This window comes from Alteromonas australica (assembly GCF_000730385.1).
GTDB lineage: Bacteria > Pseudomonadota > Gammaproteobacteria > Enterobacterales > Alteromonadaceae > Alteromonas > Alteromonas australica.
The window spans coordinates 4,078,906-4,100,127 of sequence record NZ_CP008849.1 but is presented as its reverse complement, the minus strand read 5'-3'; the positions used below and the strand labels follow the sequence as shown (position 1 = coordinate 4,100,127).

Sequence of the window (21,222 nt, the reverse complement as noted above, 5' to 3'; positions counted from 1 at the left end):
TTTACATAATGCACACTATTTTAACGAGTTTTTAACCTAAAGTTTATATGTGAATATTTATTGAAGTTTTGGACTAGCGTAGGGCTAAGGCTCTCCATGCCTCCGGCGAGAGAGAAGTTGAACTAATAGCCTTCTGGCTATCGAGGGATTTTTTATAATCTTCCCAGTTAATAACCTGGGTTTCACTGTCAATAATCCCGTTACTATTGCCGTAGTGCTGGGTTTCTATAGAGGTGAATATCCGTTCATCGACCATGTCCGCTCTCAGTCCGCTGCGGCTAAGGTTAGCGCCCACGTCTTTGTTTTCAATTAATGTTGACCAAACCTCATTCGTTGGCAGCGGCAACAAGGCGGTTTCAGTTTCTAAGTGTGGAATTTTCTTTTTTGCAATATGGATGTTTAGCGCTTTGTGCCACCCTTTAGAGTGTTTTCTTTCATTTTTTACCACCACACCCAATTGGTTATTTTCGCGAAGCTTAGGGTGGCCTTTCATGTGATTACCCTGAAGGAATACTCGGGTGAGCGGGGCTTTTTCGTACCATAATTGATAAAACCAGAGGTTGCGAGAGGCGGGGCCAGGAATAAATAAGTTGTTGATAATATTAGCCTTCCCGTTCTCCCCGCCATAGATGCTGTTGCTTCCCCAGTTCGCAATCACATTATTGGTGATTTCAACGAATTCACGTGCCTGCTCATAGGGAGCGTTTAAGCGCCAACCGTTAATTCTAGGGTTTCTGCTGGTATGACTCACCAACAGGTTTCTGGTAAAGCTAGCGTTCGCGCCTCCCCATATTCCGCCATACCCGTGGCTCCCTTTATGGTGCCCTGCATTGTTTAAACTTTCCGATAATATTGAGTGTTGAAGTGTAAATCGCTGATTATTATAAAAAGACCCTACCTCGTCATTGGACCAACTTAACGAACAGTGATCGATAATGACATCGCTGGAGTTTCGCACCGTGAGAGCATCACCTTCTTTCATCAAATGACCCGGCCGGAATCGCATGTGCCGAATAATGACTTGATGGGTTTTTACGGTGGTGCTGGCCCCTGTTACGACAATGCCATTTGGAGAAGTATGACCGGCAAGAGTGATATTAGGGTGAGATATTTTTAACTCATCTTCCAACACAATAACCCCAGAGACATTGAAAACCACTAAGCGCGGGAAAGGCTGTTCTACAGCCCACCGAAGGCTACCCTTTATCGGGTCTTTAGCGTTATCGGCGAGTGTATTTACCACGACAATTTGCCCTTCATTTCCTCCTTGAGTGTATTTGCCAAAGCCCAACGCGCCGGGAAAGGCGAGGGGCGTTTCAGTGGTGCTGAAACTGCTTGAGCATGCCATTACATTCAACAGCAAAAATAGATAGATAATGTTTTTCACGTTAGGCCCGAGTTGCTGGTTAGTTGATGGTTGAACGCTAAAGTTGCGACTTCTTTTAAGCTCTCGCTCCAAAATTGCAGTGCCTTTGTCGACCCCTCTTTTCCGGGGATTTCAATCGCGAGCATGGCGGTTAATTCGCCATGATTGATAAAAACAGGTACCGATACACAGGTGGTGCCAAGCGCGTTATCATAAACAGCGGCATAGCCTCGCGTGCAGGTGGACAGGCTAATTTTTTCAGCTAATGCTTTATCAAAGTGACCTAATTTACTGGTGTAGAAAGGCAGACTAAATTGATTCTGGTAGGCCAACATAATATGCCCTGGCGCCGAATCAAACAGCGGGAGTTTGGCGCCTGGCCTAATGGATGAGACCCGGTTGGGGCTGCCATCTAGCACGTCTATTACAAATACCGCGGAGCCCCCTGGAATACTTAAAATGGCACTTTTATTGGTTTTTGCAATTAGCGGCGCTAGAGCGGGAATTAAGGCTTGTTGAATCTGTTGGCTTTGGGCATTAGAAGCACTGATTTCATATATTCTATTCCCATAGTAATAGCGCTTTCCGCGTTTATCTACAAGCCGCTCACTGACCAGCGTTCTCAATAACCTGAACACTGAGGTACGTGGTAGCGACAAGGCGCTTTCAATTTCGGCCGCCGCTAACCCTTCTGCATTTTGCGCTAGCAAATCACACAATTGTATTGCCTGAAAAACGCTTGGGATCAGGTACCTATCCATCTTCGCCATACTATGTATTCGAACCAAATATACCTTATGTTAACATAAATAAAGATAAATGCCACCGGTGGCATTTATGGGTGAGTTAAGTTAACATCATGCCACCTCTATATAAATATTAGTTATGTATCGTATCGAAATAATACTAGTTGATGATTTATATTTGACGTAGATTGCCCACCGTAATGCCGACTTTTTCGCCTTCTATAACAGGAAGGCCGACGTAAAAGAACGTGGTAAACGTGTATATCTGGCATTCAATTGACCAAAAGAATGCTCATAATAAGTGAATTAAATGGCTTGATCTCAATCGATCAGTGTCATTCTCATAGAGCCTGAATGGGAGGAGATGCGTGTGAAAATCATTGTTTTAAATGAATCAAAAACATCGACACCACAAATAAATGTGGAACGACGGTGTGCAGTAACGCCTGCGAGTGTGCAGCGCCTGTGTAAAAAGGGCGTCGAGGTGAACATTGAAGCGGGAAGTGGCGAATTATCTCATTACCTTGATAACGAATATGAAGATGCTGGTGCAACCATTATTAATGACGTGAATGATGCTTTATCATCTGCGGACATGCTTGTAAGTGTGAACAAGCCAAGTGAAGCCCAATTGTCGGTGATGAAAAAAGGGGCCATTGTGGTTGGCCATCTTGACCCCTTCTTTCAACAACCGCTAATTGAGTCTATTGCAGAAAAGGCGTTAACGGCCATCTCTGTAGAAATGATCCCGCGCTCGTCACGGGCACAAAAGATGGATGCATTAAGTTCGCAAGCCAGTTTGGCTGGCTATGTCATGGTGATGCAAGCGGCCAATCAACTTCCTTCAATCCTACCCATGATGATGACGCCGTCGGGCACCATCAAACCTGCGAAAGTTTTTATTATTGGAGCCGGCGTAGCGGGCTTGCAGGCGATTGCAACGGCTAAGCGTTTGGGAGCCAATGTATTGGCTTACGATACCCGTGCTGTTGTGGCTGAACAGGTAGAGTCGCTAGGGGGTAAGTTCTTAAAAATAGACATCGGTGAGACCGGCCAAACTAAAGACGGCTACGCCAAAGAACTTACCGAGGAGCAAAAAGCCAAGCAGCAAGAGGCGCAGCGTGATGCGATTGCCAACTCGGACATTGTGATTACAACCGCCCAGTTATTTGGCCGCAAGCCTCCCGTGTTGATATCAAAAGACACCTTAGCCTTAATGAAACCCGGCAGTGTGGTGGTGGATATGGCGGCAACGTCAGGCGGCAATGTTGAAGGGTCTGTAGCGGGTGAAACGGTTGAAATCAATGGTGTGAAGGTGATTGGTAACGGCAATTGGAGCCAATTTGTGGCGAAAGCCGCCACTGATATGTATGCCAACAACATTTACAACCTTGTCGATGAATTCCTTGATGAAGAGAGCAAAACGTTTGCGTTGAATTTAGAGGACGACATTCTCGCTGGGTGCGTGATTGCACACGAAGGTAAAATTACCAACGAGATGCTATTAAACGCATATAAAGGAGCCTAATTATGGAAATCATTTACCTACTTTTCATTGTGCTACTTGCTGCCTTCTTAGGTTTCGAGCTTATTCGAAAAGTCCCCGCGACTTTGCACACGCCGCTAATGTCAGGCTCAAATGCAATTTCAGGGATTACCCTTGTGGGCGCTTTAGCAGCAGCGGGTGGTGACCATTCTTGGTTAACCACGGTATTGGGCACTGCCGCAGTAGCCTTAGCGAGCATCAACGTGGTGGGCGGGTACCTTGTTACCGACCGCATGTTAAGCATGTTCAAAAAGAAAGATAAAAAATAGGGAGTGCGCAAGTGAACGATATAGCAACCATAATTAATCTTGCGTACGTTGTTGCAGCGGCGCTATTTATTCTAGGGCTAAAATTACTTAGCCACCCAGATACGGCCAAACGGGGCAACTTTGTCTCTGCCGTGGGCATGCTTATTGCCGTTGTTGTCACACTGCTCGATCAACACATTATTAGCTATCAATGGATCGTAGTCGGCGTCGTCATCGGTGGCGCGTTTGGCGCTTGGAAGGCAAAAACCGTAGAGATGACAGCCATGCCTGAAATGGTGTCGTTGTTCAACGGATTTGGCGGCATGGCTTCGCTTTTACTAGGTTGGGCTGCGCTCTCAAGCATGAGCGACCTGGCCATGCTAAATACAGGTGTATTTACCTTTGTGACACTGTTTCTCACTGTTTTAGTAGGTGGCGTGACCTTCTCTGGCTCTGTCATCGCATGGGGCAAACTCTCGGGTAAGATGACGTCTAAAGCGGTTATTTTCACTGGCTTAAGAGAGTTAAGTATTGCACATATTATTGCCATGATAGTGGTGGGGTATTTGTTTACTACCGACCCTCAAAACACCGTGTGGTTATACTGTGCCATTGCCCTAGCGCTTAGTTTCGGTTTATGGGCCACTGTGTCTATCGGCGGTGCAGACATGCCCGTGGTTATCGCATTACTAAATAGCTATTCAGGCATTGCAGCCTCGGCAGCAGGTTTAGCCACAGGCAATACCATTTTGATTGTTACTGGTTTGCTGGTGGGTGCGTCAGGACTTATTCTTACCAACATTATGTGTAAGGCCATGAATCGCTCATTAATGAATGTGCTTCTTTCTGGCTTTGCTAAACCCGTTGAAGCAGGTGAAAAAATTGAAGGTGAGATTAAAGTACTGTCTGCGCAGGATGCGTTTTATGTACTTGAAGCCGCACAGTCAGTATTGGTTATCCCTGGTTACGGAATGGCAGTAGCACAAGCTCAGCATGCGGTGCGCGAAATGCAATCTTTGCTAGAAGAGAATGGCTGTACCGTTGAATATGCCATTCACGCGGTTGCTGGGCGTATGCCGGGCCATATGAACGTGTTATTGGCTGAGGCCGATGTGCCCTATGACCAATTATACGAAATGGATGATGTGAACCCGCGTATGGAAAACTATGACGTGGCCATTGTTATTGGTGCGAATGACGTGGTTAACCCTGCGGCAAAAGAAATGAAAGGCAGCCCTATTTACGGTATGCCGGTTATTGAAGCGTATCGTGCTAAAACCGTATTTGTTTTAAAGCGTTCAGCAAACGCAGGTTTTGCCGGCGTAGACAACCCACTTTTCTTTAAAGATAACACCCGCATGGTATTGGGTGATGCGAAAGACACCATTAATAGCATTGTTCGAGAGTTTGGCGACGATTAACGTATCCCTTTTACTGGGTAGTTATGCAGCGCTAAACCCTTAAACCATCAAACTTGGTGGGCATGAAAATCTAAGCGCCTGATAAGGATAAATAAAACTCCTCTCAGGCGTTTTTTTATAGTAAACCAAGCCTCATGGACGATAAAGTGACCAAAAATTGCGGGCACTTTATGTACACACATCATCTACAACTTTAGTATAATGCGTTGCTTTCTCGCCATCTTCTATAGAGCGACCTGACGTAGATGTATCAACCGCCTTACAAAATTGAAAACCTGGATAATTGGATTTGCATTACCTTACGTGGTGTTTGGGACATGGCGACCAATATCCAATATCTTTCAGCATTAGCCAACGAACTCAATGCTAAAAAAGGTAAGTCCTTTAATATCGCTGTGGATATGCGCGGGTGGGTTGTGCCTTTTTCTGAAATTACCGAGAGAATTAAAGCCCCTATCCATCTAGACAGGCGTAACCAGCGCTGTGAAGTATGGCTAGAAGAACAGGGGATGAAGGTTGATCATATTGCTGATAAATTTTTTAATGAGCAACATGTCAAGCTTACCCGTACCTACAGTTCCAGTGATTTTCTAGCGCATATAAAGGTGTTAGAAAATGAGCCGCTGGTATCGCACATGTCGCAGTGGTTACAACAAAACCAAGTCGATAAACAAAATTAGTCGCGACCATAGATATTTTACGTAGCACAGCAGGTTGTGTTGTCTATAATACGCGCCTATTTCGCATTAATTCCGAGCATGAACTCGGGGCATTTTACAAGGTGAACAACATTGTCTGATTGGAGCATTGAAGAAGCAGAACGCGTTTATGGCGTGTCTCAGTGGGGTGGCGGCTATTTTCAAGTTGGTGAAAATGGCAACGTTCATGTTACCCCCGTGCCCGATGACCCGAGTATCCGCATCGATTTTAAAGCCGTGATTGAAGAAATTCGTCAAGAAGGCGTGCAATTTCCAGTGGTCGTTAGGTTTCACGATATATTGCGTTCGCAAGTGTCGAGTTTGAACAATGCGTTTAGAAACATCATTAAAGAGGCCGATTATAACGGCGTATATCAAGGTGTTTATCCGGTAAAAGTTAACCAAATGCGCGAAGTGGTGGAAGAAATCGTAGAAGCCGGGAAGCCGTTTAACTATGGTTTGGAAGCCGGTTCAAAAGCCGAACTTCTTACTGTACTTGCCATGAATACCAACGAAGACTCATTAACCATCTTAAATGGCTACAAAGACGATGAGTTTATGCGTTTAGCGTTACTAGGTAGAAAGCTAGGGCGTAAAGTGGTTGTGGTGGTTGAAAAATACAGCGAACTTCTGCTGTTGGTTAAAATTTCAAAAGAGCTAAAGATTGATCCTATCATTGGCGTTCGCGCAAAAATGACGGTTAAAGGCCGAGGTAAATGGGAAAGTTCTGGCGGCGAAAGAGCGAAGTTTGGTTTAACCATTACTGAAATCATTAAAACGGCTCGCTACCTTGAAGAACAGGGTATGGCCCATTGTTTAAAACTGTTGCACTTCCATATTGGTAGCCAGCTAACAGACATTCGTGCAGTTAAAGAAGCCATGACGGAAGGGGCTCGCATATATGCTGACCTTCATAAAATGGGTTTCCCTCTTGATTATGTTGATGTTGGCGGTGGCTTGGGCATCGATTACGACGGCAGTAATTCCACCAATGAATCTTCCCGTAACTACAGTATGCAAGAATATGTCGCTGATGTGGTATACGGTATGAAGGAAATGTGCGACTTAGAAGGCGTGCCTCATCCCAATTTGGTAAGTGAAAGTGGGCGGGCGATTACCGCGCACCACAGCTGTGTTATTACAGAAATTGTCGGTGAAATTAAGTCGAATTCGGCGCAAATAGATACAAGCGAAAAAGAAGGTGAACACTTCTTTTTGAAAAACATGCGTGAGTTGTCGGAAACCTTCGACAGTCAAACTAACATGCATGAAGTGTATAACGATGCGTCTCAGTATAAAGAGCAGGCGCTGGATGCCTTTAAACTCCGGGTGATTACCCTAGAAGAATTGGCAAAAATAGAAACGCTTTATTGGGACATTATGGGGCGTTTACAGCTATGGTACCGCAAAGAGGAATACGTACCTGAAGAGCTGCAAGAGCTAGATTATGGCTTGTCATCACAATATCTGTGTAACTTCTCGGTGTTTCAATCGGCGGCGGATACGTGGGCAATAGACCAACTTTTGCCAGTTGTTCCTCTTACTCGAATGAACGAGAAGCCGTCGGTGAACTGTTCACTGGTGGATATTACCTGTGACAGTGACGGTAAAATTGATCAATTCACCATTGGCCGTGAAATTACCGATGTGTTGCCTATGCACCCATTGCGTAAAGATGAGCCTTATTATGTGGGGCTATTCTTAACCGGGGCATACCAAGATGTGATGGGAGACATGCATAATTTGTTTGGGCGCCTAAACGAAGTGCATATCTTTAGTTACGATGATGATCCAGAAGACTTCTACATTGAAGAAGTGGTGAAAGGTTCGTCTGTGGAAGATGTGTTGAATATTATGCAATACAATCCTCGGGCAATGGCGTCAGACGTTAAACGATTGATTGACAGACACGTGTCTAGTGGAAACATAAATCCAAGAGAAGGCGTACGCTGGACTGATTTTTATGAAAATTGTTTAAGCGGTTACACGTATCTTAAGCCTTAATCTAAGTAACACAGCAAGCTGAACTATTGTTGTTCGGCTTGCTGAAAATAGCGTTTCCAAAACTCGGCGGTAGTGGTGTTAATCATGTTAGATTCCGCATTCATTAGCATCACATACCCTACGCTGTAATCTGGTGCAAAGGCAACATCTGCGCGATACCCTTTTACCCAACCACCATGATAGTTAATGCGCTTGCCATCAAAATCGTAAACCCGCCAACCTAAACCATAATGGGCGTCATTTAAGTGCCCACGCCACCCTCTACGCCTTATTTCTCGCTGCGTTCTTACCCGTGGCGTTGTCACCTCTTCAATCATCTGTTTTGAAATCACTGTAGGGAATTCGCCCAGCAGCGCTTGAAGATAAATGGTCATGTCGCGAATACTGGCGTTAACGCCAGCGGCGGGTGAGAAACGGTAGTAATTGCTTTCTACTCTGCCTTCTCGCCAGCGATTACGGGCAATGGCAATGTGAGGGTGAGCCCAAGACGCAGACGCTAATAAGCCGCCTTTACCTGCACTAGACGCACTCATGCCTAACGGCGTTAAAATCTGGTTTTGCAATTCTCTAGAATACGAGGTGTTGTTATTGCTGAAATAGTATTCCAAGGCGCCAAATAAGGCATTTTGATAGGTGTAACATTCGCCTGGACGGCACAAGGGGGTGAGTTCCGAGAGGGACATTAACACCCGCTCAAGAGAGTAATCAGCTTCAATTAGGTTATCGTACGCATTGGGAATAAAGCCGCTGGATTGCCCCACAATATGCTGTAGCTGCAACGACTGCATGCCATTTTTTTCAAATGAAATATTGGGCAATAGTGTGGAGATTGGGGTTTCCCACTTTAGCCTGTTTTGTTCAACCAGCTTGGCGGTGAGTAACGCGGTAAATGTTTTAGATACAGACGCGAGCCTAAATACCGTATTTTCATTAATACGCTCACCGCCCTTATGGGTATAACCATACACAAATACTTGTGGAACTTTACCTTGCTCGTAATAAACAAAGGCATAGCCTGGTACGTTATACTTGTTAGCTTGTTGCTTAACGTGTTTAGCGTAATCGTCTAACCACTTCTCGGCATGCGCAGGTAAAGCTAACCACATCAACAATAAGGCGAAAAACACAGGCATGAAAGAGAAAAGGCGTTGATACCCGTAGCGGAAAGTGTGCAGCATAGATTTCGCTCAGTTGGGGCACGCCCGTGGGGGTGCTGGCGTTATTATTTTTTCTACATTATGCGTATGCATCATCAGTTTATCAACTTTGCCTCAAATAATAGTCAGTTCCGATTTTGTCGCACACCATCACGAAAACCGCGATACACTTCTTTCATACTGTTCGTTTTGTAATTAGGTGCACAATAAATGTTAGCCAACAGCGCAAGCGATACTGAAGAGCAATGGCGTGTTTACGCACAAGCGCGATTAAGCCGAGACAGTCGCTTCGATGGCCGCTTTTTTGTGGCAGTGAAGTCTACCGGCATATTTTGCCGTCCAATCTGCCCAGCGAAGTTACCACTAGAAAAAAACGTGGAGTATTTTGAGCATGCCACGCAAGCTTTGCATCATGGGTACCGGCCCTGTTTGCGCTGTCGGCCCGACAGCGCGCCAAGCTCATTCGCGTGGCAGGGTGTCACCACTACCGTAAAAAGGGGTATCTCGTTGCTAAGCCATATTCCTTCCCAACCTGTCAGTCATGTAGCGGAGCGATTAGGGATTAGTGAACGCTATCTCAACAAGCTGCTGCAAAGTGGGCTTGGGCTATCGGCAAAGCAATATCAAAGTTTACATCGTGTTTTGTTTGCCAAGCAGTTATTGCAGCAAACCGAAATGACGGTAGATGATGTGGCCTTAAGTGCTGGCTATGGGTCGTCTCGTCAGTTGCAGCGCGCCGTGCAGCAGTATTGTAAAACAACGCCCTCAGCACTGCGTAAATCGGTAAAGGGCAATGCACCCACCGTAACACTTAGACTGGCCTATCTTCCCCCGTACAATTGGCCACAAGTCCGAGACTTTTTAAAGATGCGTGCCATTGAGGGCGTGGAAGCGGTTAGCGATAATAGCTATCAAAGATATATTCGCGTGAAGGGGGAAGTGGGGCGAATAAAAGCGATCCATAATGCCCATGCTAATGGCTTTGATATCGAATTGCGCTTACCTTCGTTAGACGGGCTACACAGTATTATTGAAAAGATAAAAGGCGTACTGGATTTACATGCAGACCCACAATTGATTAAAGCCAGCCTTCATGGTGCTGGGCTACCTTTAGCTCTTATTGATGAGGGGATTCGCTTACCGGGCACGTGGGACGTATTTGAAAGTGGTTGTAGGGCCATAGTGGGGCAACAAGTCAGTGTAAAAGCGGCCATAGGGCAAGCTTCCTTGTTAGCCAAGCAACTGCATTCACCCATAGGTACCGCTACATGCCCTGGCTTTGCATTCCCATCGCCGCAGCAGGTGGCAAGCAGTGATGTGTCTTTTTTGAGAATGCCTAATGCACGAAAGCAAGCACTGATATCTTTTGCGTCGCTCTTTGCTCAACAACCAAGTGGTACGACCCCAGAGGATGATGCCATTATGGCAATAAAAGGTGTTGGTCAATGGACACTAGATTACATTAAGATGCGTGGGGAGAAAGATCCTGATGTGTATTTAGCGGGCGATCTTATTGTTAAAAAAATGGCGGCGAAATATCCGGTTTCAGCGGAAAAAGCAGCGCCTTGGCGCAGTTATCTCACCCTACAATTATGGGAGTTAAGTAAGCGATGACATCGGCTCTACAACGTCAGCAACCCAGCAGTTTTTATGCAGGGCATATTCAAAGTGAGCAAGGCATTGTTGAAGTTACCGCCAATGACAGTGGTGTCACCGCCATTGCCTTTGTTTCAGCGCCAACCGCGAACGCGCAACACAATGCTATTGTGCAAGAGGCCTGTAAGCAATTAAACGGGTATTTTTCAGGTACACTGACGCAGTTTGATTTACCTTTAGCGGCCAAGGGCACCCCATTTCAGCATCAGGTATGGCAAGCGCTAGGTGAAATAAAGTACGGTGACACAGCCAGTTATGCCGACATAGCCAATGCCATAGGAAACCCTAAAGCCGTACGTGCAGTGGGCATGGCAAATGGGAAAAACCCCATAGCCATTGTCGTGCCCTGCCATCGTGTTATCGGCAGCAATAACACACTTACCGGTTATGCTGGTGGACTTAGTCGTAAACAATTTTTACTCAATTTAGAGGGAGCACAGGGCGTGTTATGGCAATAAAGCATGTAGTAGCGTTGCTGATACTAGCGGCTATTTGGGGCGGTTCATTTATCTTTATGCGAGTGGCTGCCCCCGAATTCGGTATTTATGTGCTGGTGGCGATACGTACGCTACTGGCAACCTGTGTCCTTTTACCGATATTAATTATTATGGGCGGGGTACGCCAAATCTATCGTTACTGGGTGCCGATTGCCTTGGTGGGTATGGCAAACACAGCAGTACCTTTTGTGCTGTTTAACTACAGTAGCTTGCATTTAGAAGCGGGTGTTAATGCCATATTAAACGCCACGGCACCTATGTTTGGGGCCTTGTTTGCATGGCTTTGGCTAGGTGACAAACTTACAAAAAGTGCTATTGCTGGCTTGGCGGTGGGTTTTGTTGGTGTTGCCATTATAAGCCAACAGAAGTTGGGCGAGGGAGACATTAGCTTTTTACCTATCGTTACCGCCTTGCTGGCTACCATGGGCTATGGCTTGGCGGCCAGCATGATGAAAAAATGGCTGCAAGGGGTGAAGCCGCTTGTGGTTGCGACGGGAAGTCAGGCATTGGCCACTGTCATGCTTGCGCCATTTGCGTTAGCGACCTTGCCTGACACTATGCCAAGCCTTAATGCGTGGTTTAATGCCATTGCACTGGCGGTGGCTGGAACCGGTATTGCTTACATTCTTTACTTTAAGCTCATTGCAGATATTGGCCCAGCCAAAGCAATAACCGTTGCCTATCTTGTGCCTTTATTTGGCATTATCTGGGGAATTATCTTCTTACGCGAACACTTGTCGTTGCAAACCATTATGGGGGGATTAATGATTTTGTTTGGCGTAGCGCTAACCACAGGTGTGGTTAACGCCATACAGAAAAAGCCGTTGCGCCGGCGGGTTAAAGGCGCGTAATGACATTAATCAATAAGTTGCATGCGAACTAAGTTACTGCCATCGCGTTTAGCCTGATAAAGGGCGTCTTCCGCATGGGCAGTCACTTCGTTCATTATGCGTGCAGATGCCGTAAACGAAATACCGAATGAAGCGGTAAGTTGCAGTGAGTTTTGCCCTACCGGTGGTGGCAAGGTTGCAATTCCATGGCGCAAACCTTGCGCCGTATCAAACGCTTCATGAGGGCCAGTTTGTGGCAGTAAAACAATAAATTCTTCGCTACTCCAACGGCCCAAGACATCCTGCTCTCGTAGGTTATCCGCCAAATAGCCCGCCACTTTGTCGAGTATATCATCGGCAGTATTGCGGCCGAATGCGTCGGAAATATGGGAGAAGTCATCTAAGCTTACAAGTACCACGCTTATCGACTTTTCTTCCTTCAACAACGACTGATAAATCAACTCAACGGCCGCTCTGTCAGGCAATCTATTCGCATGGCGCACAACCATGTCAGGCTGCATGTCGCGGCGGAAATAGTAAAGCAAATTGTAGATAAGCAGGAATAGCGAAAATATCACCACTAATAAGGTGACGACGCTGAAAATAAACGCCTGAGAGATCTCTGTTTGTCTGTCTTCTAACGGGCTTAACAGAAATACCGTCCAACCAAATTGATTTAGCTTTACCTCGGCGATTAAGTAATCTTTCTGATCGATAGTCACCAACTTATTATTCAGCGCTTGATCGTTTCGCACGCTGAGTGGCAAACTGGCATACCAAGGTAATTCAGAGAGGTTCGTAAAATCAGAGTAAGTGGCAATTAATTTGGGGTCGGAAGACAACATAATATCGCCATTGCCATCGACAAAAAGGAAATCGTAACCGTATTGCTTTTTGTAGCTATCAAATACGCTTAAGAAACTACGAAGGCTTTTGCCAATACCAAAAAAGCCGAGAAATTTTCCGTCAAAGTCGTAAATTTTAATGTCGATATAAAAATGGGTATCTTCCCATTTACCAATATCGGCTACAGCATCTTCAGGGTAGTCGCGATACTTAAAATACCAGCTAACCTCGCCTTCAATTAAATCAAGCGTGCTGCCGTCTGAATTATAAAGCTTGCGACTAGTTTCGCTGGCAATAAAGAAAGACAGGCCAAATTCCTCTTCAAGCCGAGTTAAACTGGCAAAAATGGCGTCTTCATCCAAGGTTTCACCGTCCATCAAATGCACTAATTCGGTGGAATGGCCTAATGCCTCAGACGTATGAAGGGGTTTTAAAAGTTGTTCGACAATAAGAGAAATAGCCGGCGACAGTGATTGTTGCTGGGCCCGACTTTGCTCTGCTACGATTTTAGATACACTAAAGTGGACAAGTGTCACGATTGCGATGACCACAACAGCAAATAACACTAGAAGACTTCGGTGAAGAGTTCGAAATGTGTTCACAGACTACGCATACTCCCTTGCCTGACTGAACGAATACAAATAAAGGTGTGAGTATACCTGTTGCTTTAATGAACTGCTAGGCTGTTCAGCGTAGGTTAGACTTATGGACGAAGGATTAAAATGAATCGCTGAATTCTTTGGAATCCTTCGTTACACTATATCCAGTTTCCAATACGAGCAATGTGAAAGGAATGAAATGGCATTTTCAGTAGTGATATTAGCGGCCGGAAAAGGCACACGCATGAAGTCTGCATTACCAAAAGTGCTGCACAAAGTAGGAGGTTTACCTATGGTGCAGCGTATTATCAATACCGTAGACGCCTTGGATGCAAACAATATTCACTTAATTTATGGCCATGGTAAAACGCAGCTGAAAGCGGCATTACAGGGCGACAACCTCAATTGGTGCTTGCAGGAAGAACAGTTGGGCACCGGGCATGCTGTAAAACAGGCGGTGCCTCACATCAGCGATGACGAAGACGTTATGGTATTAGTCGGAGATGCCCCTCTTATTCGTGAAGAAACACTAGCGAAGCTTATTGAGGTAAAAAGCCGTTGCGATTTGGCGTTGTTAACCGTTGAACTTGACGACCCAACGGGCATGGGCAGGATTATTCGTGAAAATGATAATATTACCGCCATTGTTGAACATAAAGACGCTTCCGATGCACAGCGCGAGATAAAAGAAATTAATACCGGCATGATGATGATGTCGGGTCAAGATTTGAAACGCTGGTTAAACGCATTAAGTAACGATAATGCCCAAGGTGAGTATTACCTCACCGACGTTATTGCCATGGCTGCGAAAGAAGGCAAGCGCATCAATGCCGCGCACCCGCAAGATATTGTAGAAGTGGAAGGGGTTAACAATCGCCTGCAACTGGCACATTTAGAACGGGCATTACAACGTCGCCATGCAAACGAATTAATGATGAATGGCGTAACGTTTGCCGACCCAAACAGGTTCGATTTACGTGGCCAGCTCACTACGGGTGAAGACGTAGAAATAGACATCAACGTGATAGTTGAAGGGACGGTAATTTTAGGCAACAACGTAAAAATTGGTGCCCACTGTATTTTACGCAACTGCGAAATTGCCGATAATACGGTAATAGAAGCCAATTCAATTATTGAAGAAGCGCTTGTGGGTGAGTACTGCACAGTAGGGCCATATGCTCGCTTACGTCCTGGTGCGGTAATGCACGCCAAAGCGAAGGTGGGTAACTTCGTTGAGATGAAGAAAGCCGTGCTTGGCGAAGGTGCCAAAGCCAACCATCTGACCTATTTAGGTGATGCCACCGTAGGGGCTAACGCCAATATTGGAGCGGGGACGATTACCTGTAATTACGATGGGGTTAATAAATCTAAAACGACCATTGGGCAAAATGCATTTATTGGGTCAAACTCATCGCTGGTGGCGCCTGTCACCATTGGCGATAACGCCACGGTTGGAGCTGGGTCGGTAATAACCTCGAAGGTTGATGAAAATGCGCTTGCGGTTGCCCGTGGCAAGCAGCGCAATATTGCAAATTGGCCTCGGCCAACTAAGAAATAAAGTCAGGCTATTTCTAATAGAGTGGCAAATACACCAAAGCGAAGCTGTGCTGGTTTCGCTTTCTTTCTTTTAGGCCTCTTATCTATTTTTCTTCAACCTATTGAACCTTCTTGCTTTTATACCCATGCGGTATATTGATAGTGTATACTCACTTACAGAATGGTCTCCAATTAACATAGGCTCTTGAAATGATTTCTACCTTATTGGTTGGCTTTGGATTCTCCGCCACCACTTTTCATTTACCCTTTCTGAATTATTTGCCACAGTTTTCTGTTGATGTGGTTATCTCTTCTAAGCCAGACGCGGTTAAAGCGGTTTTACCTCACGCAGAAGTGTACGCTTCACTAGAAGAGGCGCTTAAAATTCATGACGTGGATTTAGTTGTAATCACTACCCCTAATCATCTTCATGCACCTCAAGCTAAAATAGCGTTAGAACATAGTTGTCACGTGTTAGTAGAAAAGCCTTTCACCTTAAGTAGCCAAGACGCCACCGAACTCGTTGCACTGGCTAACGCACAGCGTAAACAACTGTGTGTTTACCAAAACCGACGCTTTGATGGCGATTTTCTTACACTGGCAGCGTTAATCAAGGAAGGTACCCTTGGCGACATTAAACGATTGGACAGTCGTTTCGACCGATTTCGTCCTGTACCTAGGAATAGATGGCGAGAAAATGCAGGTCCCGGAAGTGGTATCTTCTGGGATTTGGGCCCGCATTTGATCGATCAAGCACTACAATTGTTTGGCCAGCCAGAGGCAGTGTCTGCAAACATACTTACCTTACGAGAAGGTGGACAATCAGATGATACCTTCGACATAACACTGCATTACACAGACAAAATGATTAAGCTAGGCAGTAGCGCTTTTCAGGCGGGCACCACCCTGCGATATGATTTACAGGGCACTAAAGGCAGCTTCCGTAAATTCCATTTAGATCCTCAGGAAAACCAATTACGTGCTGGCCTTCCTTTTGACGATGCAAGTTGGGCGACCTCAGAACCCACACAGGATGGCGTATTAGCGCTAGTCAATGAAAGCGGTGACGTGGTGGAACAGACTATTCCTACCCAAAAAGGTGAATACCTTACTTTTTTCACTCGGCTTGCTCATGCTATTGAGCATGCAGAGCGTTCACCCGCTGATGCCAGCACCGTTATCCCAGTTATACGGGTGATGGAACTGGCGATAAAGGCCAGTGAAACAGGTAAAACACTGACGTATATTTAAACAGCGCCCTTGATCAAAGTTTCATTTTAACTTACGATGCTTTCAGTTTAAAACTTATATCTTTCGTTTTGAAAGTAAAAATAAATATTGAGGGTGCGTTGAAGAGCAGCAAGTCAGTCGAGGAACGTCGCCAGAAAATAGTGGCGTGGGTAAATGCAAAGGGTCAAACTCAGGTTGAAGAGCTGGCTGCGCAATTTAATACCTCTGAAGTGACCATTCGAAAAGACCTAGCTGCCCTCGCGCAGCTAGGTGTACTCATTCGCCAGTTTGGTGGAGCAGTGCCCGTGCCCTCCCCGAGTACCGACACTTCAGCGGCTAAAGGCTTTCATAAAAGCGCACCACCACAGCCAACAGAAAACCCAAAAACAAGCGTAATAGGTAAGCAGGCTGCCGAATTAGTTAAGCCTGGTACCAAGCTTGTTATCGATTGTGGCTCTACTACCGCCACTGTGTTGCCCTATTTGACACAGATAAATGACTTAGTCGTTATGACCAATACACTTTCTACGGCGAACTTTTTAACCCAAAGTGAAAAAGAGCCCACAGTGTTGATGGTGGGCGGTACGTGGGATGGCCAATCGCAGTCTTTTCAAGGCGCTATGGCTGAACAGCTGGTTAGCGCCTATAGTTTTGACATTGCATTTATTGGCGCAGCAGGCATTGATGTCAATCGAGGCACCACAACATTTAATGAGCTCATTGGCGTCACTCGCGCAATGGCGGCGGCTGCCAGTAAGGTTGTTATACTCGCCAGCTCGAAAAAACTCACCCATAAAATGCCGAATTTAGAATTAGGTTGGGAACAAATTTCTGTGTTGATCACCGATGACGGTATTAGCAATCAAGACAAACTCAAAATTGAAAATCAGGGCGTGACGGTATTAATTGCTGCGCCAAGTGGAGAATAATTATGTGTGGAATTGTTGGCGCTGTTGCCGAACGTAATGTAGTTGAAATTCTGCTAGAAGGGTTAAAACGACTTGAGTATCGCGGCTACGATTCTGCTGGTGTTGCCCTATTGCAAAACGATGGCATCTTAACTCGCATTCGCCGAACAGGTAAGGTGCAAGAGTTAGCCGATGCGGTGGCCGAGGGCGAAGCATTAGGTACAACGGGTATTGCGCACACACGGTGGGCTACCCATGGCGGCGTAACCGAAGCCAACGCACATCCCCATTTTTCTAATGAGCGCGTAGCCGTGGTTCACAACGGTATTATTGAAAATTACGAGAAATTACGTAATGCCCTGAAAGAAAAAGGCTACGTGTTTGGCAGCGATACAGACACTGAAACCATTGCCCACACAGTGCACGAGGCGTTAAAAACCGGTGAAACACTATTGAGTGCGGTACAAAGCGCGGTGAAAGAATTCCACGGTGCATACGGTACCGTTATCATGGACAAAGAAGACCCCAGCCGTGTTGTGGTCGCGCGTTCAGGCAGCCCCCTTGTGATTGGCTTAGGGTTAGGTGAAAACTTTATTGCCTCTGACCAAATGGCACTATTGCCTGTAACCCGCCGCTTTATCTTCTTAGAAGAAGGCGATGTGGCTGAAATTACCCGAAGAAGCGTGGCGATTTTTGATAAAGACGGGTGTCCTGTAGAGCGAGAAGTCATAGAGTCGAATGTAGAGCACGACGCTGGTGATAAGGGCATGTATCGCCATTACATGCTTAAAGAAATTCACGAACAGCCGGTAGTTGTACGCAATACACTAAAAGACAGACTGGGGGAAAGTGGGCTAACCCGTGATGCCTTTGGTAAAGAAGCTGATGCCATATTGTCTAAGGTTAAGCATGTGCAAATTGTGGCCTGTGGTACCAGTTATCATGCTGGCATGACCGCGCGGTATTGGCTAGAGCAATATGCCAATGTGTCGTGCAATGTAGAAATTGCTTCAGAATTTCGCTACCGCAAATCGGTTGTGCATGCTGACAGCCTACTGATTACTATTTCGCAGTCGGGCGAAACCGCCGATACGTTAGCCGCGTTAAGGTTAGCCAAAGAGCTAGGTTACAACGCCAGTTTGGCGATTTGCAACGTGCCAGGTTCTTCCCTGGTTCGCGAGTCAGATTTAGCCTTTATGACACAGGCGGGTGCTGAAATTGGTGTTGCGTCGACCAAAGCGTTCACCACTCAGTTAACGGCTTTTTTAATGCTGACACTGGCGCTAGGTGAATACAACGGCATGGCCGCACAAGACAAGCAAGACATTGTTAATGCGTTGCACAGCTTGCCAGCTAAATTAGAAGAAACGCTCACCATCACGCAAGGCATAGAAGACTTAGCCGAAGAATTTGCCGACAAACACCACAGCCTGTTTCTAGGTCGCGGCGATCAGTACCCCATTGCTATGGAAGGCGCCCTTAAGCTTAAAGAAATTTCTTACATTCATGCTGAAGCTTACGCTTCTGGTGAACTTAAACATGGCCCGTTAGCCCTTATCGATGAAGAAATGCCGGTGATTGTGGTAGCGCCGAACAACGAGCTACTGGAAAAGCTAAAATCGAATGTGGAAGAGGTGCGGGCGCGGGGCGGCATCATGTACGTATTTGCCGACAAAGATGCCCGTTTTGCGGGCGATGAGACCATGCGCGTTATCGACGTACCACACTGTGATGCGCCTATTGCGCCCATTGTATACACACTGCCGCTACAGCTGTTGTCTTACTACGTCGCGTTAATTAAAGGGACGGATGTGGATCAGCCAAGAAACCTCGCAAAAAGTGTTACGGTGGAGTGATTTGTAACTGGTAACGACAAATAGTTGTCACACCCAAACTAAGTTGGAAAGTTATAAACAAGGATGGAAAGTGACAAACAAAGTTGGAAAGTAAGATGGAACTCGTTGAGTTCCATCTGCTACAAACTAAGCAGGTAAATAACGATATGATTGCGGGGCAGTGATGTTTTCGCCTAGCTCACTTAAACATAGTGGGCGCTCGTACTTGATAACATTTCCGACTTGGATAGCTGTACCTTTTTCCCTACCTAAATAGTATTCATCGAAAAACTGCTTAGAAATGCCCGCGGCTTTTTCAGTTTTACGCCAAAGCAGATCTGGGTGCTCCGATATAACATCCTCGATATCAAATTCACCAACAACTTTACCTACAGGCATAGTTGAGTACACCACGACAGTTTTAACGCCATCTCTTTTGAAGGTGTTTTTCCTAAATTCAAACTTTTTAGAACCTTCAAGAATTTTATCTACAAACTCTGGTTTAATCGACAATAAGACTTTCATTGACTCCTCCCAAACTAGCAATGTGTCTAAACTGCTGGGCTGTTAACTGCATAGCTCCCCAGTATTCACGTTCATCAAGCCCTACTTCATCTATCAGGTGACCACGAGTAATACGTCTTGAAAGGGCTGCATTATATGTAAATCTGATAATATGACAGTATCTTTTTTCGTTAAATATACGTACTAGTTCGTTGTCCATAAACACAGAGTACGGCCTGCAATAATCGATGAATTCTTGTAATGAACTGAATTCGTGAATATTTCTGTATTCTTCTACAACGCCAATAGATGTAGCTACTGAACGAAAACGAGCAGGCCCTTTATTGTCACTAGTGCGATAAAGAACTATGTTGTCACCGGTTTTAAACGAAGACACTAAATCCATCCCACATATGTAAATCTTGTGAATGCTGTTAGTATGTGAAACGTCCTGAATGATATCGTGAGTTTCATTGTCCAAGATCGAATCAGGTAGCATCCTGGAATGAAATTGAGGGTAAATGGATAATAAATATTGGTTCGCTTGGCTAAGTTTGACGAAAGGATATGTATCAAGTGTGGAGCCTAGCTGATTTCGCATAGACCTAACCATAACTGATTCCGTGCCATTAGTAGTGTTTTTTGTACCATGTACTTTGAATCCGTATTTAGCGAATAAGCTTTTCAAATAATGATGCTTATCGAATACAGTAACATATATGTTATCAGCCTTTTGAGCTAACGCATGGTCAAATATCTTTTTGATAAACCGCTCTCCTCGGCGAGTTCCATGCGAGTTAAACTTGAAAGTACCAATTTTAAGGTGTCTGCCCAGTGGTAAGCATGGGGAAATGTCGGTAACTGGACCTATTTCTTCCTTCAAGTACATGAATCCATCTATTGAGTGACCATCGATTAACACGTATGCAAATTCATTTTGCTCTGCTTTACGTAAAAACCAAGTCGGAAACTCAGCATAATCGGCTCTCAATGTATCAAAAAATGAATCGTGTAGATTTATTTGTCTGAAGGGTAGATAGTTAAGACTTTCCATAGCTTACTCCAAGTTTGAGCTGATAAATTGAGTCAGCTCTAATATATCGTTATTGGTATCATGGATGAAAAGAGGAATATTCAGCCTCTTGGCTACTGACTTTGCATTAGCTAGTTCGCTATCGCTTAAAGCTTCATATGCAGATTTGTCATGTTGAATTCCGTCTCTCGCGGCAATTCTCTCTAGAATTAATTCAATATCGGACGTCAGAACACACATAGCTATAGGCTCAATAGAGGCAAATGTTTCTACTGGAATTTGTTGAACTTTCTGTTTTGCATCGAACAATGCGAAGTGTCCATCTAGGAGTATACAGGGCTCATCCACAAATTCATTTAGTGCTACTAACAAAACGTCTTGGTTTTTCGTTACATTTTTAACTGTCTTATTTTTTGTATAAAGACCTTTTTGGGCTCTAGTTATAAGCTCACTAGCAGAATAATGGGGAATTTTCAGTTCTGAAATCAGCTTTTTACAGAGGGTCGATTTACCGGCACCATGGATACCGCCTATGAATATTAATTTCCTTTTCATTATTATA

General features: G+C 45.2%; 19 protein-coding genes. 12 read left to right on the top strand and 7 right to left on the bottom strand.

Features of this window, described 5'->3' with window-relative positions:
* Nucleotides 1–73 precede the first annotated feature (73 nt).
* Together EP13_RS17855 and EP13_RS17850 are read right to left on the bottom strand one after the other, a co-directional pair.
* Nucleotides 74–1,387 (bottom strand): pectate lyase family protein, encoded by a 1,314-nt coding sequence (locus tag EP13_RS17855; RefSeq protein WP_052364479.1) that lies wholly within the window; start codon nt 1,385–1,387, stop codon nt 74–76.
* Nucleotides 1,384–2,136 (bottom strand): IclR family transcriptional regulator, encoded by a 753-nt coding sequence (locus EP13_RS17850; protein WP_231401203.1) that lies wholly within the window; start codon nt 2,134–2,136, stop codon nt 1,384–1,386. Before EP13_RS17850 ends, EP13_RS17855 begins: the two co-directional genes overlap by 4 nt.
* A gap of 346 nt (nt 2,137–2,482) precedes the next feature.
* On the opposite strand from EP13_RS17850, the gene EP13_RS17845 reads away from it, so the two are divergent.
* From EP13_RS17845 to speA, 5 genes are all read left to right on the top strand, one after another.
* On the top strand, nt 2,483–3,640 hold the full coding sequence (locus EP13_RS17845) for an NAD(P) transhydrogenase subunit alpha (protein WP_044059127.1): 1,158 nt from the start codon (nt 2,483–2,485) through the stop codon (nt 3,638–3,640).
* 2 nt (nt 3,641–3,642) lie between these two features.
* Nucleotides 3,643–3,927, top strand: a complete 285-nt coding sequence (locus tag EP13_RS17840; protein WP_044058458.1) for an NAD(P) transhydrogenase subunit alpha — start codon at nt 3,643–3,645, stop codon at nt 3,925–3,927.
* 11 nt (nt 3,928–3,938) lie between these two features.
* Entirely contained in the window at nt 3,939–5,327 is a 1,389-nt protein-coding gene (locus tag EP13_RS17835; protein WP_044058457.1) for an NAD(P)(+) transhydrogenase (Re/Si-specific) subunit beta, read from the top strand.
* Nucleotides 5,328–5,644: 317 nt separating this feature from the next.
* On the top strand, nt 5,645–6,007 hold the full coding sequence (locus EP13_RS17830) for an arginine decarboxylase (protein ID WP_156026777.1): 363 nt from the start codon (nt 5,645–5,647) through the stop codon (nt 6,005–6,007).
* 111 nt (nt 6,008–6,118) lie between these two features.
* Nucleotides 6,119–8,029, top strand: a complete 1,911-nt coding sequence (gene speA / locus EP13_RS17825) for a biosynthetic arginine decarboxylase (protein ID WP_044058455.1) — start codon at nt 6,119–6,121, stop codon at nt 8,027–8,029.
* A gap of 23 nt (nt 8,030–8,052) precedes the next feature.
* On the opposite strand, the gene EP13_RS17820 is transcribed toward speA, so the two are convergent.
* Nucleotides 8,053–9,162 (bottom strand): serine hydrolase domain-containing protein, encoded by a 1,110-nt coding sequence (locus tag EP13_RS17820; protein WP_156026859.1) that lies wholly within the window; start codon nt 9,160–9,162, stop codon nt 8,053–8,055.
* 234 nt (nt 9,163–9,396) lie between these two features.
* Here EP13_RS17820 and EP13_RS17815 point away from each other — a divergent pair, with 234 nt between their 5' ends.
* From EP13_RS17815 to EP13_RS17805, 3 genes are read left to right on the top strand one after another with little or no spacing between them, the layout of a single operon-like run.
* Nucleotides 9,397–10,800 carry a DNA-3-methyladenine glycosylase 2 family protein gene (locus tag EP13_RS17815; RefSeq protein WP_044058453.1) on the top strand — a complete coding sequence of 468 codons (1,404 nt, stop codon included), beginning with the start codon at nt 9,397–9,399 and terminating at the stop codon, nt 10,798–10,800.
* Nucleotides 10,797–11,300, top strand: coding sequence for a methylated-DNA--[protein]-cysteine S-methyltransferase (locus EP13_RS17810; RefSeq protein ID WP_044449018.1), 504 nt, complete (start codon nt 10,797–10,799; stop codon nt 11,298–11,300). The genes EP13_RS17815 and EP13_RS17810 overlap by 4 nt, the downstream gene beginning before the upstream one ends.
* Nucleotides 11,291–12,190 carry a DMT family transporter gene (locus EP13_RS17805; protein ID WP_044058452.1) on the top strand — a complete coding sequence of 300 codons (900 nt, stop codon included), beginning with the start codon at nt 11,291–11,293 and terminating at the stop codon, nt 12,188–12,190. The genes EP13_RS17810 and EP13_RS17805 overlap by 10 nt, the downstream gene beginning before the upstream one ends.
* Before the next feature lie 5 nt (nt 12,191–12,195).
* On the opposite strand, the gene EP13_RS17800 is transcribed toward EP13_RS17805, so the two are convergent.
* Nucleotides 12,196–13,617 (bottom strand): sensor domain-containing diguanylate cyclase, encoded by a 1,422-nt coding sequence (locus tag EP13_RS17800; protein WP_044058451.1) that lies wholly within the window; start codon nt 13,615–13,617, stop codon nt 12,196–12,198.
* 196 nt (nt 13,618–13,813) lie between these two features.
* Here EP13_RS17800 and glmU point away from each other — a divergent pair, with 196 nt between their 5' ends.
* The 4 genes from glmU to glmS all read left to right on the top strand — a co-directional run bounded on the left by glmU (nt 13,814) and on the right by glmS (nt 19,144).
* Nucleotides 13,814–15,172, top strand: coding sequence for a bifunctional UDP-N-acetylglucosamine diphosphorylase/glucosamine-1-phosphate N-acetyltransferase GlmU (glmU, locus tag EP13_RS17795; protein ID WP_044058450.1), 1,359 nt, complete (start codon nt 13,814–13,816; stop codon nt 15,170–15,172).
* Nucleotides 15,173–15,360: 188 nt separating this feature from the next.
* Complete coding sequence (locus EP13_RS17790) at nt 15,361–16,401, top strand: Gfo/Idh/MocA family oxidoreductase (RefSeq protein ID WP_044058449.1); 1,041 nt, start codon at nt 15,361–15,363, stop codon at nt 16,399–16,401.
* A gap of 98 nt (nt 16,402–16,499) precedes the next feature.
* The gene (locus EP13_RS17785) at nt 16,500–17,309 is read left to right on the top strand and encodes a DeoR/GlpR family DNA-binding transcription regulator (protein ID WP_044059125.1); all 810 of its coding nucleotides are present in this window, start codon (nt 16,500–16,502) and stop codon (nt 17,307–17,309) included.
* Between the two features lie 2 nt (nt 17,310–17,311).
* Nucleotides 17,312–19,144, top strand: coding sequence for a glutamine--fructose-6-phosphate transaminase (isomerizing) (gene glmS, locus EP13_RS17780; RefSeq protein ID WP_044058448.1), 1,833 nt, complete (start codon nt 17,312–17,314; stop codon nt 19,142–19,144).
* A 126-nt stretch (nt 19,145–19,270) separates the two neighbouring features.
* On the opposite strand, the gene EP13_RS17775 is transcribed toward glmS, so the two are convergent.
* The 3 genes from EP13_RS17775 to EP13_RS17765 are packed head-to-tail and all read right to left on the bottom strand — an operon-like array spanning nt 19,271 to nt 21,215.
* A complete protein-coding gene (locus EP13_RS17775) occupies nt 19,271–19,648 on the bottom strand; it encodes an ASCH domain-containing protein (RefSeq protein ID WP_044058447.1) in 378 nt (125 codons plus the stop codon).
* The gene (locus EP13_RS17770; protein WP_044058446.1) at nt 19,626–20,681 is read right to left on the bottom strand and encodes a hypothetical protein; all 1,056 of its coding nucleotides are present in this window, start codon (nt 20,679–20,681) and stop codon (nt 19,626–19,628) included. Before EP13_RS17770 ends, EP13_RS17775 begins: the two co-directional genes overlap by 23 nt.
* A gap of 3 nt (nt 20,682–20,684) precedes the next feature.
* Nucleotides 20,685–21,215: an ATP-binding protein gene (locus EP13_RS17765; protein WP_044058445.1), complete on the bottom strand. Its 531-nt coding sequence runs from the start codon at nt 21,213–21,215 to the stop codon at nt 20,685–20,687.
* Nucleotides 21,216–21,222 lie beyond the last annotated feature (7 nt).

What these genes read in the sequence shown, in the direction of transcription:
- EP13_RS17765 (WP_044058445.1), bottom strand. Translation starts at nt 21,215, where the DNA reads ATGAAAAGGAAATTAATATTCATAGGCGGTATCCATGGTGCCGGTAAA.
- glmU (WP_044058450.1), top strand. Translation starts at nt 13,814, where the DNA reads ATGGCATTTTCAGTAGTGATATTAGCGGCCGGAAAAGGCACACGCATG.
- EP13_RS17840 (WP_044058458.1), top strand. Translation starts at nt 3,643, where the DNA reads ATGGAAATCATTTACCTACTTTTCATTGTGCTACTTGCTGCCTTCTTA.
- EP13_RS17830 (WP_156026777.1), top strand. Translation starts at nt 5,645, where the DNA reads ATGGCGACCAATATCCAATATCTTTCAGCATTAGCCAACGAACTCAAT.
- EP13_RS17850 (WP_231401203.1), bottom strand. Translation starts at nt 2,136, where the DNA reads ATGGCGAAGATGGATAGGTACCTGATCCCAAGCGTTTTTCAGGCAATA.
- EP13_RS17810 (WP_044449018.1), top strand. Translation starts at nt 10,797, where the DNA reads ATGACATCGGCTCTACAACGTCAGCAACCCAGCAGTTTTTATGCAGGG.
- EP13_RS17815 (WP_044058453.1), top strand. Translation starts at nt 9,397, where the DNA reads ATGTTAGCCAACAGCGCAAGCGATACTGAAGAGCAATGGCGTGTTTAC.
- glmS (WP_044058448.1), top strand. Translation starts at nt 17,312, where the DNA reads ATGTGTGGAATTGTTGGCGCTGTTGCCGAACGTAATGTAGTTGAAATT.
- EP13_RS17790 (WP_044058449.1), top strand. Translation starts at nt 15,361, where the DNA reads ATGATTTCTACCTTATTGGTTGGCTTTGGATTCTCCGCCACCACTTTT.
- EP13_RS17820 (WP_156026859.1), bottom strand. Translation starts at nt 9,162, where the DNA reads ATGCCTGTGTTTTTCGCCTTATTGTTGATGTGGTTAGCTTTACCTGCG.
- EP13_RS17770 (WP_044058446.1), bottom strand. Translation starts at nt 20,681, where the DNA reads ATGGAAAGTCTTAACTATCTACCCTTCAGACAAATAAATCTACACGAT.
- EP13_RS17805 (WP_044058452.1), top strand. Translation starts at nt 11,291, where the DNA reads ATGGCAATAAAGCATGTAGTAGCGTTGCTGATACTAGCGGCTATTTGG.
- EP13_RS17775 (WP_044058447.1), bottom strand. Translation starts at nt 19,648, where the DNA reads ATGAAAGTCTTATTGTCGATTAAACCAGAGTTTGTAGATAAAATTCTT.